The organism is Aeromonas sp. Y318-1, assembly GCF_027706125.1.
In the GTDB taxonomy this organism is placed as follows: domain Bacteria; phylum Pseudomonadota; class Gammaproteobacteria; order Enterobacterales; family Aeromonadaceae; genus Aeromonas; species Aeromonas hydrophila.
This window is the reverse complement of sequence record NZ_JAPDCM010000013.1, coordinates 77995-93258: the sequence shown is the minus strand read 5'-3', so window position 1 is coordinate 93258 and position 15264 is coordinate 77995. Positions and strand designations below refer to the sequence as shown.

Sequence of the window (15264 nt, the reverse complement as noted above, 5' to 3'; positions counted from 1 at the left end):
CTACAGCTGGTGGCGCTGCTCGCTCAGGTAGTCGATGAGCAGCCGCAGGCGCAGTGGCAGCGGCTCCCTGGCCGGGTAGAGCAGGTTGACCGGGCGCGGGGCGGGCAGGGCATCCGCCAGGATCTCCTGCAGGGTGCCGCGTTCTAGCTCCTCGCTCAGCAGGGCGCGCGGCTGCAGCAGGATGCCGGCATGGTTGAGGGCGGCCACCTTGAGGGCGCTGCCGTGGTTGCTGATGAAGGGGCTGTCCCACAGGTGCAGCTGTTCGAGTGGAAAGGCCTCGGCCAGGCTCGACTGGCCGAGCCAGGGACTGAATCCCAGGCAGTGGTGGCGGGCCAGATCCGCCAGCGTGAGGGGAGTACCGTGGCGTTGCAGGTAGTGCGGGGATGCGCAGAACACCGAATCGGAGCTGGCCAGCGGCCGGGCGATGTAGCCAGCGTCCTTGGTCTGACCGACCCGGAAGATGAGATCGAAGCCATCGCCGATGACGTCCACCAGCCGATCCGACAGGTCCAGCTCGATGCGGATCTGCGGGTAGCGCTCCATGAAGCGGCACAGCAGCGGCGTCAGCCGGTAGCTGCCGAAGGTGACGGGGGCATTGATGCGGATCCTGCCTGCCGCCTGGCCGGTATTGGCCAGGGTGTTCTGCTCCAGCTCCCGGTAGTGTTGCAACAGGTTCTGGCAGCCGGCGAGGTACTCCTGGCCCGCCTCGGTCAGGCTCTGGCAACGGGTGTTGCGATTGAGCAGACGGGAGCCGACCCTGGCCTCCAGCCACTTGATGTACTTGCCGATCATGGCCGGCGTCATCGCGAAACGATCCGCCACGGCGGCGAAACTGCCCGCGCGGGCAACCTCGACGAAGATCTCGATGGCCGTCAAGCGATCCACTCTAAACTCCTGGTTTATAAAGCCGAGCGCCACTATGTCTGGCTGGCGTCGCGGCTGTCAATATACTGGGCGGCAGCCAATCCACGCTGGAATCTCTCCCGATGACACTCGACTATTACGCCCTCTATCTGCTGCTTGCCATCGGCACCGTGCTGAGCCCGGGGCCCGCCGTGATCTACACCATAGGCAATACCCTGACCCGCGGCACCCGCCACGCCATCGCCGGCTTTTGCGGGGTAGCGGTGGGCATCCTGCTGGTGGCGAGCCTGGCCTCGCTGGCGGTGCTCTGGTTCACCCGCTGGCTGGCCGCGGGCCAGCAGATCCTCACCCTGGGCGGCGCCCTCTATCTGCTCTATCTGGGGCTCAACTCCTGGCGCCAGCGGGCGGTGAGCCCGGTGCCGGGGGCCGGGCCGGATCGGGATTGCCGTCGGAGCTTCCTCAAGGGGGCGCTCATCAGCTTGCTCAACCCCAAGGCGATCATCTTCTTCACCAGCCTGTTTCCCCAGTTCATCGACTTTCGTCACGGGGCGCTGGGTCAGTGCATGCTGCTGGCGGTCACCTTCAGCGCCGTGGTGCTGGTGGTGCATGGCGGTTACTGTCTGGTGTTCCACTGGGTGGGGGCGCAAGGCTATGGCGAACGCTTCGCCAGGGGGATCAACCGGCTGTCGGCGGTGATGTTCACCGGCTTCGCCCTGTTGCTGCTGTTCAAGGGGTTGAGGTAGAGAAGAATGGGGGCTGGGGTGCTGCTTGGGATCTGCGCACCGGCTTGGAAGGGGAATCGTGACGGGATGGCGTTTAACCGCGCCATCCCGTTGTTTTATCAGAGCTTGAACAGCGGGCGCAGGCGGATGCCGATCAGGCTGCCGGCGAGGGCCATCAGCATCCAGACCCAGCCGTGCAGGCTGCCGGAGGCGGTGCCGTCGAAGAAGCCGCCGAGGTTGCAGGCGCTGTACATGGCGCCCATCCCCATCAGCAGGCCGCCGAGGATGGAGGCCAGGCTGTTGCCGAGCCGCATCGGGGCGAAGGTGCCGCCACCGCTGATGCAGCGCGCCAGCATGGCCCCCAGGATCCCCAGCCAGAACATGCCGACCATGGGGTTGATGAACAGCGGTTGGGCCAGCTTGGGGTTCCCCTCGAACAGGCCGAACAGGGAGGCACCGCGCAGCGCCATGTCATAGACGGCGCCGGTGATGGTCCAGGCCGAGCCGTGCAGAGCGACGACGCTGGAGTTGAGCAGAGCTATGATGATGCCGCCGGTCAGCACGGTGAAGCGGCCGTCGCGCCAGAACAGGTTGCCGCCGCTGAGGAGGGGCTTGAGCTCGCCGGTGCGCTTGAGCTCGCTCTTGCGAAACAGCAGGAACAGCGCGGCGACCAGCGCCAGGTTGAGCAGCATGCCGCTCCAGATATTGCCGGTCAGGTCTTTTGCCAGTACCACATGGCTGGAGAAGGTGGCCTCCAGTTCGGGGCGGAACTGGTTGCTGATGAGGGTGCCAATGCCGTAGCAGAGCAGCACCAGCCAGAAGCGGGGTTGCCCCTCGCCGCAGCAGTAGAGGGTGCCGGTGGCACAGACGCCCGCCAGCTGCATGCCGATGCCGAACAGGAAGGCGCCGACGATGAAGGGAATGCCGATGGCCATCACGTTGCCCACCATGGCATCGCCAAACAGGGCGTGGCTAAAGGAGAGGAAGCAGGTGAACAGCAGAATTTCGATGGCGATGGTGAGCAGGTGAACCCGCACGTAGTAGCTGTTGCGCTTGGTCAGCATCTCGCGCCAACCGAACACGATGCCGAAGCGGCTGAAGGAGAGGGTAAAGCCGAAGCCGAATCCGATCAGGGCCATCAGAGCCCATTTCATACCAAAGGTGTTGCCGAGCCAGAGTAACGCTCCCCCCGCGATTGCCACGATGGGGAGCGACCATTTTCGATTCATGCTGTTGTTTCCTGTGCGTCATGGATGGAAGCCGTGCATCCTATTCCCACATTGAGTCCGATTCCAGCCCGGATCGGGTGGATGGCCGGAAAATCCGGGCAAAACCCCATCCAGATCAATTCATGATGGCAGGGGAAGCGAAATGAGGATGAATCCGTTTTCGTGCGGGAAATAATGTAGCGGCAGCTCCTTGCTGGAATTAAATAGCAAAAGATGAATTTATATTTTGCGCCGCCAAATATTTCTGGGTAGAATCTTGGCGTGTTATCAACAGATGGAAGGATATTATGGAAAGCGACAGTTGTAGCCGATTGCACAGCGCGATGTGGGCTAATCAGAACTGAGGTTGATATCCCTTCTTCTCCCTCACTCTGATCGCTCAGAGTGTGGCATCTAGCGAGTCATCCCGACTCTTGCAACCCAGTCCCGCCGGGATCTGCGTTGCTCCCCGGATTGTTCCACTCCCTCTGCGAGCCATGCCGCCTCGCGCCCCAGCAATTGCACGCCTTGCCACGTACGCCCTTTGTCATGGGCCCGGGGCTGCCCGTTGCGCCCGTTCACCGGATCTTTGGCGAGCAGGGACAAACAGGCCGGCGTGAAATAACAGGATGGACAGCTTGTATTGAAAACAACGTGGTTTTCGATAGGCTGTGTTGCGAATTTAAATAATGAAGGTCTCTTCTTTATATATTTGGAAATATGCGCTGGCTATTTCTCAATATATTCATGGGGTGCGGTTGATTGCTCATGTGACCGGACCATGAACCCTCCTCATTATTATTCGGCCATCATGCCGTTATTGTTGCCTGTGGTTATCCTGATCTCCTTTATCGGTCCGGTCGCCCCGTTGCGGCCCTTGCCTCCTGCCGATAACGCCGCCGCGCGGATCTGCCCGCCGGCGATGACCTGCCGTGCCCTCGATATGCCGGGGCCGGCTTGCTGCCGCTCAACTCGGAGGAACCGTCATGACCGAAGAGCCCAAACCTAGACCCTCGGGGTCCACGCCTACCCACTCCTGATCCTCTGCGGGGAACGGGATGCGGTGTCCTGACCCCTGATCCGACCCGAGCATGCCGGTGTGGTCGCGCAGACTGCTGTCTGCGGGCCGCCCAGTGTGCGGCGGCTGCCTGTTCGCTGCCGGGTCCATTGCCTTTTCACATCAGTACTGACGCCAGGCCCGGCCCGCGACAGGGCCCGCTTGCGCGTAGAAATCAGGATAACGAGTCATGAAACAACAACACACCGCCAGTCGGCACAAACAGCAGGGGTTCGTTGCCCCGGCCAGTGCCAGGGAGAAGATCTCCTCCCGGGTGCTCGACGAGGCAGACAAGTCCCTCGAATACACCCTCACCGCCGTGCGCGGCAACATCGACGGCCTCACCGCGACCGAGGCCGCCAACCGCCTGATCCAGTTTGGTCCCAACGAGGTGACCCACGACAAGCCGCCCCATGCGCTGATCCAGCTGCTGCAGGCGTTCAAGAACCCCTTCGTGATGGTGCTGATCGTGCTCGGGCTGGTCAGCTACGTGATGGACGTGCTGATGGCCGAGCCGGGCGACGAGGACTGGGTCAAGGTGATCATCCTCGGCGTCATGGTGGGCCTGAGCGGTCTGCTGCGCTTCTGGCAGGAGTACCGCTCCGCCAAGGCGGCCGAAGCGCTCAAGTCGCTGGTGCGCAACACCGCCACCGTGCAGCGCCGCCCCTCGCCCGGGGTCGCCCCCCAGCGCAAGGAGGTGGCGATGACCGAGCTGGTGGCCGGTGACATAGTGCACCTGCAGGCGGGGGACATGATCCCGGCCGACATCAAGCTGATCGAGTCCCGCGATCTCTTCATCAGCCAGGCGGTGCTGACCGGCGAAGCGCTGCCGGTGGAGAAGTACGACACCCTGGGCGCCGTGGCCGGCAAGTCGGCGGACGGCACAGGTGCAGGGGAGGCGGGACTGCTCGATCTGCCCAACATCTGCTTTATGGGCACCAACGTGGTGAGCGGTACCGCCCGCGCCGTGGTGGTGGCTACCGGCAGCGATACCTATTTCGGTTCGCTGGCCCGCAATGTGGTGAGCCACAAGCGCATCGAGACCAGCTTCGATCGCGGTGTGAACAGCGTCACCAAGCTGCTTATCCGCTTCATGCTGGTGATGGTGCCCATCGTCTTCATGTTGAGCGGCGTCAGCAGCGGTGAATGGATGTCGGCGCTCACCTTCGCGCTGGCGGTGGCGGTGGGGCTCACCCCCGAGATGCTGCCGATGATCGTCTCCGCCAACCTGGCGCGTGGCGCGGTGGCGATGGCCAAACGCAAGGTGGTGGTGAAGCGGCTCAACTCGGTGCAGAACTTCGGCGCCATGGACGTGCTCTGCACCGACAAGACCGGCACCCTGACCCAGGACAAGATCATCCTCGAGCACCATTACGACGTGCGTGGCCAGCGGGACGACCGGATCCTGCAGCTGGCCTGGCTCAACAGCTTTCACCAGAGCGGCATGAAGAACCTGATGGACATCGCGGTGGTCGAGCACGCCGATGCGCTGGGGGAGAGCTGCAAGCCGGCCAACTACCGCAAGGTGGACGAGCTGCCGTTCGACTTTGTGCGCCGGCGCCTGTCGGTGATTGTGCAGGATGATCTGGGCCAGCAGCTGATGGTTTCCAAGGGGGCGGTGGAAGAGATGCTGGCCGTCTCCAGCCAGATCGCCGATGGCCAGGAGGTTAGGGAGCTGACCGACGCCGATCGCCGCGCCCTGCTGCGCCAGAGCGAGGAGTTCAACGCCGAGGGCTATCGGGTGCTGATCGTGGCGACCCGCGAGATCCCGGCGGGCGAGTGCAAGCAGAGCTATCGCACCAGCGACGAGGTCAAGCTGGTGGTGCGCGGCTTCCTCACCTTCTTCGATCCGCCCAAGGACTCGGCCGCACCGGCTATCCGCGCCCTCAACGACTACGGGGTGGCGGTCAAGGTGCTGACCGGTGACAACCCCATCATCACCAGCAAGGTGTGCCGCGATGTGGGGCTGGAGCCCGGCGTGCCGCTGCTCGGCAAGGATATCGAGGTGATGGACGACGTGGCGCTGTGCACAGTCGTCAAGCACACCACCATCTTCGCCAAGCTTACCCCGCTGCAGAAGTCGCGGGTGGTGAAGGCGCTGCAGGCCAACGGCAACACCGTCGGTTTCCTCGGCGACGGCATCAACGATGCGCCGGCGCTGCGGGATGCGGACGTGGGGATCTCGGTGGACAGCGGTGCCGATATCGCCAAGGAGACCGCCGACATCATCCTGCTGGAGAAGAGCCTGATGGTGCTGGAGGAGGGGGTGATCAAGGGGCGCGAGACCTTTGGCAATATCCTCAAGTACCTCAACATGACCGCCAGCTCCAACTTCGGCAACGTCTTCTCGGTGCTGGTGGCCTCCGCCTGGCTGCCCTGGGCACCCATGCTGGCGATGCAGATGCTGATCCAGAATCTGGTGTATGACGTCTCCCAGATGCTGCTGCCGTGGGACAAGATGGATCCCGAGTTCCTCAAGCGGCCGCGCAAGTGGGAGGCGAGCAACATCAAGCGCTTCATGCTGTGGCTCGGCCCGACCTCGTCGGTGTTCGACATCAGCACCTACTGCCTGATGTGGTTCGTGTTCGGTGCCGGTGCCCTCTATGCCACCGCCAACGGCAGCATGGACCCGCTGGTCAACGGTCAGGCCATCATGAACTCCGGCTGGTTTATCGAGGGGTTGGTGTCGCAGACGCTGGTGGTACATATGCTGCGTACCCGCAAGATCCCGTTCCTGCAGAGTACAGCTACCCTGCCGGTGCTGCTCTCCACCTCGATCGCCATCGCCATCGGCTGCTACCTGCCGTTCTCGCCTGTGGCTGAGCACTTCGGCTTCATCACTCTGGATGGGCCCAAGTACTTCATGTGGCTGGTGATCACCATGCTGGCCTACATGGGGCTGACCCAGACCGTCAAGAGCATCTACATCAAGCGCCACGGCCAGTGGTTCTGATGAAGGGCTAGTGAGAGGACCGGTTACCCGGCCAGGAATAGTAAACGCAAAGCAAAGAGGGATGGCCTGGGCCATCCCTCTTTTTCATAGGGGCAAGACAGGGATCAGTGCAGGACCAGGGCGTAGGCCTCGCCGGCCATGCCGGTGAGGATGGAGAGGCTGACCGCGCCAAACAGCAGGCCGGTGATCAGGTTGAGCGGACGCTGCACGCGGCCGAGCAGGCGCTGGGCTCGCACGGTGGAGAGGCTCCAGGCCAGCACCCCGAACCAGACCAGGGAGAGCAGGAACAGCTCCAGCACCAGCAGGCCGCGGGTCAGGCCGTCTACCTGGGGTGTCACCATGGCGGCCAGCAGCCCCATGAAGAACAGCAGTGCCTTGGGGTTGAGCAGGTTGGTGGCAATGCCGCGCTGCACCCCCTTGCGCCAACCCTGCGCCTCGCCGCCTGCGTGCAGGGCGAGCTCGGCCGAGCTGCGCCAGGCCGCCTTGAGAGCCCCCCAGCCGAGCCAGCCCAGATAGAGAGCGCCGACCACCTTCACCGTCATGAACAGCCAGGGGTGTTCGGCAATCAGCAGGCTGATGCCGGTGAGGCTGAGGGTGGCGTGCACCACAATCGCCAGGGCGATGCCCAGCGCTGCACCCAGTGCGGTGGGCCTGTGCAGGCTGGTGCGCAGGATCAGCGCGAAGTCCGGGCCCGGGCTCGCCAGGGCGATGAGATGGATGAGACCTATGGTCAGAAACAAGCTGGTGAACATGGAAACCTCTGGGACAGTATCGAGTTCACAGCATGGCGGATCGCAGGGGGGCGGGATTGTAAAAGATTGCAGTGCGGAGTTAGTCGGTGCGCCCAATGGCGGCCAGCATCTGCTGGCGAAAATCGGCGGGGGTGAGGCCGAACGCCTGGCGAAAACCGTGATGGAAGTGGCTCTGATCGAAGAAACCGACCGCCAGCGCCACCTCGCTCACCGGCAGGCCGCTGCCGAGCAGGCGCTTGCTCTGCTCGAGCCGCAACCGCTTGAGCCAGGCATAGGGGGTCATGCCGGTCTTCTTCTTGAACTGGCGCAGAAAGGCGAAGCGATCCAGCCCGAACAGGGCGGCCAGATCCTCCAGATTGTGGCGTTCATCCAGCCGGGCCATCAGGTAGTCGCGCAGGAACCTGAGCTGGGGGTCGGCCAGGGCGTGGCGCTCGGGTGCGATGTGCAGCAGCTCGCCGAGCAGGGCCAGCAGCTCGCTCTCCGCCAGCAGGCCGTCGGGGCTGGGGTTGTCCAGGTACATGTGCAGCCGGGCAAATCCCTGATAGAGGTCGGGGCGGCTCTGCAATCCCTTGTCGAAGAAGGGCTCCGGGCTGTCTGGCAGCCAGCGGGCCAGCTGTTCGGGGGCGATGGCGAACACCCGCACCTCGTACCCTTCCGGCCGCAGGCTGAGGCCGTCGTGCATCTCGTCCGGGTTGACGGTGGAGAGCTCGCCACGCACCAGGTGGTGGCTGTTGCCCTTGTGGATGAATTTCTGGCCGCCCTGCTGCACCAGACCTATGTGGTAGTCCAGGTGAACATGGCGGCCATAGCTGAACTCCCTGTGGTGGGAGTGGGAGAGTTCAACCCCCGGCAGCAGCCGGGATTGCCAGTAGTGGATGCGGGATTGGGGTGCGCTCATCGACTATTGATATCCTGAAACCCGAACGCGGGCTTGTAGATTATTGCAGCGTGGCGCCCCCTTGCCGTCAAGCCTGCCGGCGTTTGCCGCTGCGCAGCCCGTCCAGACTGAACAGCACCAGCGCGCTCCAGATAAAGGCGAAGGTGATCATCTTGTCCAGCGCCAGCGCCTCGCCATAAAGGGTGACCGCCAGGATGAACATCAGGCTCGGCCCTATGTACTGGAAGAAGCCCAGGGTGGAGAGCTTGAGCCGGGTGGCGGCGGCGGTGAAGCAGAGCAGGGGCGCCGTGGTGACCGCACCGGCGGCGATTAGCAGCAAGTTGAGGTGCCAGTCATTCTGGGTGAGATGGCTGGTGGGGCTGTCGGCAAAGCCCCACAGATAGATGGCGGCCGGTGGCAGCATGATCAGGGTCTCGATCAAGAGGCCGGTCAATGCATCGAGGGCCAGCTTCTTGCGGATGAGGCCATAGATGGCGAAGCTCGAGGCCAGCACCAGCGCGATCCAGGGCAGGGAGCCGAAGGCGATGATCTGGATGGCGACACCGATCGCCGCCAGCCCGACCGCCCACCACTGCAACCGGCGCAGCTTCTCGCTCAGGAACAGCATGCCGAGCAGCACGTTGAACAGCGGGTTGATGTAGTAGCCGAGGCTGGCATCCAGCATGTGGCCGTTGTTGATGGCCCAGATGAACAGCAGCCAGTTGCCGCCGACCGTGATGGAGGTAAAGGCCAGGGTGAGCAGCACTTTCGGCTGGCGCAGCACCGCCTGTACCTTGTGCCACTGGCGGCCGATCAGGGTCAGCACCATCAGCAGGGCGCACGACCAGATCATCCGGTGGGTCAGGATTTCGGCGGCCGGCACGGCGGCAATGGTCTTGAAGTAGATGGGGGCCAACCCCCAAAGGGTATAGGCGCACAAGGCGTAGATGACGCCCTGGCGCTGAACGTGTTGCTGCATGCGGATAACCTTCACTGGAGAGTTGGATGCGGGAAAACATCGCAAAAAATCAGTGTAGCGATCCTTTTGCGGGGAAAGAAGTTAATAAATGATGATCAGCGGATTTTAACGGCGTACTGTCCGGCTCAGCGGCCACCGCCCCGGCGGATCTTGTCCACATCCAGCAACAGCCACAGCATGAGAGCGATGGCGGAGATCCACGGACCCCAGGTCACGTAGGCCTCGCCGTGTCCCAGCATGTAGAACAGCAGCGGCAGTCCTATCACCAGAAACAGTACACTTCCCAGAAAAAATAACATTTTTATCTTTATATTTAAGGGCTTGTCTATTTGATGATTATATCGATTGAGGCCGGCGATGAAAGGGCAAAAATGAAAAAGGGGGATTTCTCCCCCCAATTCGCAGATAAGCGTCATTTCTGATGCTATTCGAGCTGGATCCAGGTGCTTTTCAGCTCGGTGTACTTTTCCAGTGCATGCAGTGACTTGTCGCGACCGTTGCCGGACTGCTTGAAGCCGCCGAACGGCATGGTCATGTCGCCGCCATCCCAGTTGTTGACGAACACGGTGCCGGCGCGCAGGGCGCGGGAGCCTTTCACCGCCTTGTTGAGATCCGCCGTCCAGATCGCGGCCGCCAGACCGTAGTCGGTGTCGTTGCCGAGCGTAATGGCCTCTTCCAGCGTGTCGAAGCCGGTTACCGCCAGCACCGGGCCGAAGATCTCCTCGCGGAAGATGCGCATCTCGGGGGTCACCTCGTCGAAGATGGTGGGCTCGATGTAGAAGCCGCCGCTCTCGGTATTGGTGCGCTTGCCCCCCAGCAGCAGCTTGGCGCCCTCCTGCTGGCCGATGGCGATGTAGTTGAGCACCTGCTCCATCTGGATGTGGTCCACCATGGCGCCGATGCGGGTGGCAGGGTCGAGCGGGTTGGCCGAGATCCATTCGCGGGCATGGGCCAGCAGCCGGTCCATGAACTGCGGCTTGATGCTGTTTTGCACCAGCAGCCGGGAGGCGGCGGTACACACCTCGCCCTGGTTGTAGAAGATTGCGCCGGCCGCGCTTTTGGCGGCAGCGTCCAGATCCGGCGCATCCGCCAGTATGATGTTGGGGCTCTTGCCGCCGCACTCCATAAAGGCGCGCTTGAGGTTGGACTTGCCGGAGCACTGCACCAGATGCTTGCCGATCTTGGTGGAGCCAGTGAAGGTGATGCAGTCGACGTCCATGTGCATGGCCAGCGCCTCGCCCACGGTATGGCCAAAGCCGGGCAGCACGTTGAACACGCCGTCGGGGATGCCTGCCTCCTTGGCCAGACCCGCGATGCGCAGGGCGGTGAGCGGGGATTTCTCGGAGGGTTTGAGGATCACCGAGTTGCCGGTGGCGAGCGCCGGCCCCAGCTTCCAGCAGGCCATCACCAGCGGGAAGTTCCACGGTACGATGGCGGCGACCACCCCGAGTGGCTCGCGGGTCACCAGCGCCAAGGCCGACTCCTCGACCGGCGCGACCTGATCGTAAATCTTGTCGATGGCTTCGGCGTTCCAGGCGATGCAGTTGGCGGCGGCGGGGGCGTCATAGCCCATGGCGTCGCCGATGGGTTTGCCCATGTCGAGCGACTCCAGCAGCGCCAGCTCCACCTTGTTGAGCCGCATCAGTTCGGCGAAGCGCTGCAGGATCTGCTTGCGCTGCTTGGGCGGCAGACCGCTCCAGCGTTTGTCGTCGAAGGCGGCGCGGGCAGCCTGCACCGCCAGTTCGGCATCAGCGGCGTCGCAGGCGGCGACCTTGGTCAGCAGCTTGCCGTTGGCCGGGTTGATGCAGTCGAAGGTGGCGCCGTTGATGGCGTCCCGGTAGCTGCCGTCAAGGAAGGCTTGCGAGGGCAGGGTCAGGTGGGAGGCCTTGTGTTGCCACTGGGCCAGGGTCAGGTCACTCATGTTCACTCCTTGAACCGGCAAAAAGTCAGTTTCCGCGTATCAATATGCTAAACATCCTGCCGCTTGTAAATCCATCTTGTAACAATTCGTTAAACACTTTGCCAATTTGGCCTCATCCGGAATCCGTCCCGGCGAGGGTTTTCGGCGGGGCAAACCGCACCGCAAGCGCGGGCCGTCGGCGCCTGCCGAAGCGGAGGCCAGCGCGAAGGGGCTGGTCGCTGTGCCGGGTCCGCCAAGGGGCGGGTTCTCCCCTCTCATGGCTTAGAAGCTGGCGGGGGTGTTGGCCGAGATCAGCACGCATTCGTGCTCATCCACATTGCGGAAACGGTGAGGGGTGCGGCTGTCGAAGTAGTAGCCGTCCCCCGGCGTCAGCAGGTAGACCTGCTCGCCGACGGTAACCTCCACCTGGCCCTGGATGACGATGCCGCACTCTTCGCCTTCGTGGCTCAGCATGTCGTCGCCGGTGTCGGCGCCCGGTGGCAGTATCTCCTGCATCATGCCGATGGCTCGGTTGGCGCGGCTGTGGCCCACCAGGCGGTAGCTGATGGGGTGGGTGCCGAGATCCGGCATGTCGGCGGCGCGGAAGATCACCTCGGAGTCCATCTCCGTCTCATCGGTGAAGAAGGTGGCCAGCGACATGGGAATGCCTTCCAGCACCTTGCGCAGAGAAGCGACCGAGGGGCTCACCTGATTTTTCTCGATCTGGGAGATAAAGCCGTTGGTCACACCGGAGCGTTTCGCCAGCTCGCGCTGGGAGAGGGCCGCCTTGGTGCGAACCGCCTTGAGGCGGTGACCGATATCCATCGATAGACACTCCTTGACTGTTTACTATTATTAAATTTGTGTTAAATATCTTATACCACCCCGCTCAGAGCAGCTAGCCGGGTGATACCATATGGGGCAAGTTTGAGCCCTTTTTTAAGATTTTAGGTGTTTAATTTAATAGGCATTGGCCGATAGTTACTAAACACCTTAAGGATGAGGTGACCATGAAACCGATCAGCGACATCAATACCCCCTCCGACATGTCCGCTTTCTGGATGCCGTTCACCGCCAACCAGCAGTTCAAGGCGGCGCCGCGCATCCTGAAGTCGGCAGAGGGGATGTATTATCACTCAGAGGATGGCCGCAAGATACTGGATGGCACTGCCGGGCTCTGGTGTTGCAACGCGGGTCATGGTCGGCGCGAGATTGCCGAGGCGGTTTCCCAGCAGATTTCTCACCTCGATTTTGCCCCCACATTCCAGATGGGGCACCCCCTGCCGTTCGAGCTGGCCAACCGGCTGGTGGAGATCGCCCCCAAGGGGCTCGGCCACGTCTTCTATACCAACTCTGGGTCTGAGTCGGTGGATACCGCGCTCAAGATCGCGCTGGCCTGGCAGCGGGCGCGCGGCCAGGGCACCCGTACCCGGCTGATCGGCCGTGAGCGTGGTTACCACGGGGTCGGCTTCGGCGGCATCTCGGTGGGGGGGATTCCCGGCAACCGCAAGTGGTTCGGTTCCCTGCTGGGCGGGGTGGATCACCTGCCCCACACCCTCAACATCGCCAAGAATGCCTTCACCAAGGGGCTGCCCGAGGAGGATGTGGCGCTGGCCGACGAGCTGGAGAAGATCGTCTTCCTGCACGATGCCAGCAACATAGCGGCGGTGATCGTCGAACCCATCGCCGGCAGTACCGGCGTGCTGATGCCCCCCAAAGGCTACCTCAAGCGGCTGCGGGAGATCTGCACCAAACACGGCATCCTGCTCATCTTCGACGAGGTGATCACCGGTTTCGGCCGCCTCGGTGCTCCCTTCGCTGCCCAGGAGTTCGACGTCATCCCTGACATGATCACCTGCGCCAAGGGGCTGACCAACGGCGCCATCCCCATGGGCGCCGTGCTGGTGAGCAACGCCATCTATGACGACATGATGGCGGCCGGCAAGGGGGCCATCGAGCTGTTCCACGGCTACACCTACTCCGGCCATCCGGTGGCCGCCGCCGCGGGCCTCGCGACCCTCGAGATCTATCGCAACGAGAACCTGCTGAGCCGCGCCGCCGATCTGGCGGGCTACTGGGAGGAGGCGGCCCATTCGCTCAAGGGCTGCAAGCACGTGAAGGATGTGCGCAACTACGGGCTGGTGGCGGGTATCGAACTCGAGTCCATGCCGGATGCGCCGGGCAAGCGCGCCTACGAGGTGTTCGTGCGCTGCTTCGAGAAGGGGGCGCTGATCCGCGTCACCGGCGACATCATCGCCCTGTCGCCGCCCCTCATCATCGAGCGCAGCCAGATCGACGATCTCTTCACCCTGCTGCAGGACGCCCTGCAGGCCCAGGACTGACTTTTAACCGGTTGACGGCGCCCGTCGCGGCGCCACTTGCCCGTGCCTGCTCCCCGGCGCGGCGCGGGCAGGCACGTATTACCCATCACGGAGGATTTATGACATACAGGGTCAGCAACTTCATCGACGGCGAGACGACCGAGAGCCGCAGCGAGCGCTTCGGGGCCATCTTCAACCCGGCCACCGGCCAGCAGCAGGGCCAGGTGGTGCTCAGCACCGCCGCCGAGTGCCAGGATGCCATCGCCAGTGCCGAGCGCGCCTTGGTCGACTGGGCGCAGACTCCGCCACTGGTGCGGGCCCGGGTGCTGTTTCGCTTCAAGGAGTTGATGGAGCAGCACAGGGACGATCTGGCGCGGCTGATCAGTCGTGAGCACGGCAAGGTGTTCTCCGACGCCCAGGGCGAGCTGACTCGCGGCCTCGAGGTGGTGGAGTTTGCCTGCGGCATTCCCCATCTGCTCAAGGGGGAGCACTCCCTCAACGTGGGGCGCGGGGTCGACAGCCACTCCATGATGCAGCCGGTGGGCGTCTGCGCCGGCATCACTCCGTTCAACTTCCCGGCCATGGTGCCGCTGTGGATGTTCCCGGTGGCCATCGCCTGCGGCAACACCTTCATCCTCAAGCCCTCCGAGAAGGATCCCTCCCTCTCCCTGCGCATGGCCGAGCTGCTCAAGCAGGCCGGCCTGCCGGACGGGGTGCTCAACGTGGTGAACGGTGACAAGGAGGTGGTGGACGTGTTGCTGACCGACCCGCGGGTCGGTGCCGTGTCGTTCGTCGGCTCCACTCCCATCGCCCAGTACATCTATGCCACCGCCTCGGCCCACGGCAAGCGGGTGCAGGCGCTGGGCGGCGCCAAGAACCACATGCTGGTGATGCCGGATGCGGATCTCGAGCTGGCGGTCTCCGCCCTGATGGGGGCGGCCTACGGCGCGGCCGGTGAGCGCTGCATGGCCATTTCGGTGGCCGTGGTGGTGGGGGATGAGACGGCCGATGCGCTGGTGGCCAGGCTGTCGCCGCTGGTGGCGGCGCTGCGGGTGGGCCCGGGTCTGGGCCAGAGCCCGGAGAACGAGATGGGGCCCCTCATCAGCCGCGAGCACCTGGCCAAGGTGCGCGGCTATGTGGATCAGGGGGTGGCCGAGGGTGCCGAGCTGGTGGTGGACGGCCGGGGCCTGAGCCACGGCGAGGGTTACTTCATCGGCGGCAGCCTGTTCGACCGGGTCGGCCCCGAGATGCGCATCTACCGGGAGGAGATCTTCGGCCCGGTGCTGGCCATCGTGCGGGCGCCAGACTACGAGACGGCGCTCAGGCTCATCAACGAACACGAGTACGGCAACGGTACTGCCATCTTCACCTGTGACGGCGACACCGCGCGGGACTTCACCGCCCGCGTACAGGTCGGTATGGTAGGGGTGAACGTTCCCATCCCGGTGCCCATGGCGTTTCACAGCTTTGGCGGCTGGAAGCGGTCCATCTTCGGGCCGCTCAACATGCACGGGCCGGATGGGGTGCGCTTCTATACCCGGATGAAGACGGTGACTGCCCGCTGGCCCCAGAGCCTGCGGGCGGGCGCGGAGTTCTCCATGCCGACCATGAAGTAATCAACCATGCAGCAG

The 15264-nt window shown here is 63.4% G+C and carries 12 protein-coding genes; 4 read left to right on the top strand and 8 right to left on the bottom strand.

Annotated elements, in window-relative coordinates; genetic code table 11:
• Positions 1-885 (bottom strand): LysR family transcriptional regulator, encoded by an 885-nt coding sequence (locus tag OKB87_RS18635; RefSeq protein WP_270828241.1) that lies wholly within the window; start codon positions 883-885, stop codon positions 1-3.
• Positions 886-986: 101 nt separating this feature from the next.
• Between OKB87_RS18635 and OKB87_RS18630 the strand changes: the two genes are divergently transcribed.
• Positions 987-1607 (top strand): LysE family translocator, encoded by a 621-nt coding sequence (locus OKB87_RS18630; protein WP_017410564.1) that lies wholly within the window; start codon positions 987-989, stop codon positions 1605-1607.
• A gap of 98 nt (positions 1608-1705) precedes the next feature.
• Here the strand turns inward: OKB87_RS18630 and OKB87_RS18625 are convergent, their stop codons facing one another.
• A complete protein-coding gene (locus OKB87_RS18625; protein WP_270828240.1) occupies positions 1706-2815 on the bottom strand; it encodes a YeeE/YedE thiosulfate transporter family protein in 1110 nt (369 codons plus the stop codon).
• A 1226-nt stretch (positions 2816-4041) separates the two neighbouring features.
• Here OKB87_RS18625 and mgtA point away from each other — a divergent pair.
• A complete protein-coding gene (gene mgtA / locus OKB87_RS18620) occupies positions 4042-6804 on the top strand; it encodes a magnesium-translocating P-type ATPase (protein WP_270828239.1) in 2763 nt (920 codons plus the stop codon).
• A gap of 104 nt (positions 6805-6908) precedes the next feature.
• Here mgtA and OKB87_RS18615 read toward each other — a convergent pair whose 3' ends face one another.
• The 6 genes from OKB87_RS18615 to OKB87_RS18590 all read right to left on the bottom strand — a co-directional run bounded on the left by OKB87_RS18615 (position 6909) and on the right by OKB87_RS18590 (position 12137).
• Positions 6909-7556 (bottom strand): LysE family translocator, encoded by a 648-nt coding sequence (locus tag OKB87_RS18615; RefSeq protein ID WP_270828238.1) that lies wholly within the window; start codon positions 7554-7556, stop codon positions 6909-6911.
• 79 nt (positions 7557-7635) lie between these two features.
• Complete coding sequence (locus OKB87_RS18610) at positions 7636-8454, bottom strand: AraC family transcriptional regulator (protein ID WP_270828237.1); 819 nt, start codon at positions 8452-8454, stop codon at positions 7636-7638.
• A 67-nt stretch (positions 8455-8521) separates the two neighbouring features.
• On the bottom strand, positions 8522-9412 hold the full coding sequence (rarD, locus tag OKB87_RS18605; RefSeq protein ID WP_270828236.1) for an EamA family transporter RarD: 891 nt from the start codon (positions 9410-9412) through the stop codon (positions 8522-8524).
• 125 nt (positions 9413-9537) lie between these two features.
• Positions 9538-9711: a hypothetical protein gene (locus OKB87_RS18600; RefSeq protein ID WP_016349064.1), complete on the bottom strand. Its 174-nt coding sequence runs from the start codon at positions 9709-9711 to the stop codon at positions 9538-9540.
• Positions 9712-9836: 125 nt separating this feature from the next.
• The gene (locus OKB87_RS18595; protein WP_270828235.1) at positions 9837-11333 is read right to left on the bottom strand and encodes an aldehyde dehydrogenase; all 1497 of its coding nucleotides are present in this window, start codon (positions 11331-11333) and stop codon (positions 9837-9839) included.
• 261 nt (positions 11334-11594) lie between these two features.
• Complete coding sequence (locus tag OKB87_RS18590) at positions 11595-12137, bottom strand: cupin domain-containing protein (protein ID WP_011704252.1); 543 nt, start codon at positions 12135-12137, stop codon at positions 11595-11597.
• 185 nt (positions 12138-12322) lie between these two features.
• On the opposite strand from OKB87_RS18590, the gene OKB87_RS18585 reads away from it, so the two are divergent.
• Both OKB87_RS18585 and OKB87_RS18580 read left to right on the top strand, forming a co-directional pair.
• The gene (locus tag OKB87_RS18585) at positions 12323-13654 is read left to right on the top strand and encodes an aspartate aminotransferase family protein (protein WP_011704253.1); all 1332 of its coding nucleotides are present in this window, start codon (positions 12323-12325) and stop codon (positions 13652-13654) included.
• 98 nt (positions 13655-13752) lie between these two features.
• Complete coding sequence (locus OKB87_RS18580; protein ID WP_270828234.1) at positions 13753-15249, top strand: CoA-acylating methylmalonate-semialdehyde dehydrogenase; 1497 nt, start codon at positions 13753-13755, stop codon at positions 15247-15249.
• The last annotated feature ends 15 nt before the right edge of the window (positions 15250-15264 follow it).

What these genes read in the sequence shown, in the direction of transcription:
- OKB87_RS18610 (WP_270828237.1), bottom strand. Translation starts at nt 8,454, where the DNA reads ATGAGCGCACCCCAATCCCGCATCCACTACTGGCAATCCCGGCTGCTG.
- OKB87_RS18625 (WP_270828240.1), bottom strand. Translation starts at nt 2,815, where the DNA reads ATGAATCGAAAATGGTCGCTCCCCATCGTGGCAATCGCGGGGGGAGCG.
- rarD (WP_270828236.1), bottom strand. Translation starts at nt 9,412, where the DNA reads ATGCAGCAACACGTTCAGCGCCAGGGCGTCATCTACGCCTTGTGCGCC.
- OKB87_RS18600 (WP_016349064.1), bottom strand. Translation starts at nt 9,711, where the DNA reads ATGTTATTTTTTCTGGGAAGTGTACTGTTTCTGGTGATAGGACTGCCG.
- OKB87_RS18595 (WP_270828235.1), bottom strand. Translation starts at nt 11,333, where the DNA reads ATGAGTGACCTGACCCTGGCCCAGTGGCAACACAAGGCCTCCCACCTG.
- OKB87_RS18615 (WP_270828238.1), bottom strand. Translation starts at nt 7,556, where the DNA reads ATGTTCACCAGCTTGTTTCTGACCATAGGTCTCATCCATCTCATCGCC.
- mgtA (WP_270828239.1), top strand. Translation starts at nt 4,042, where the DNA reads ATGAAACAACAACACACCGCCAGTCGGCACAAACAGCAGGGGTTCGTT.
- OKB87_RS18580 (WP_270828234.1), top strand. Translation starts at nt 13,753, where the DNA reads ATGACATACAGGGTCAGCAACTTCATCGACGGCGAGACGACCGAGAGC.
- OKB87_RS18630 (WP_017410564.1), top strand. Translation starts at nt 987, where the DNA reads ATGACACTCGACTATTACGCCCTCTATCTGCTGCTTGCCATCGGCACC.
- OKB87_RS18590 (WP_011704252.1), bottom strand. Translation starts at nt 12,137, where the DNA reads ATGGATATCGGTCACCGCCTCAAGGCGGTTCGCACCAAGGCGGCCCTC.
- OKB87_RS18585 (WP_011704253.1), top strand. Translation starts at nt 12,323, where the DNA reads ATGAAACCGATCAGCGACATCAATACCCCCTCCGACATGTCCGCTTTC.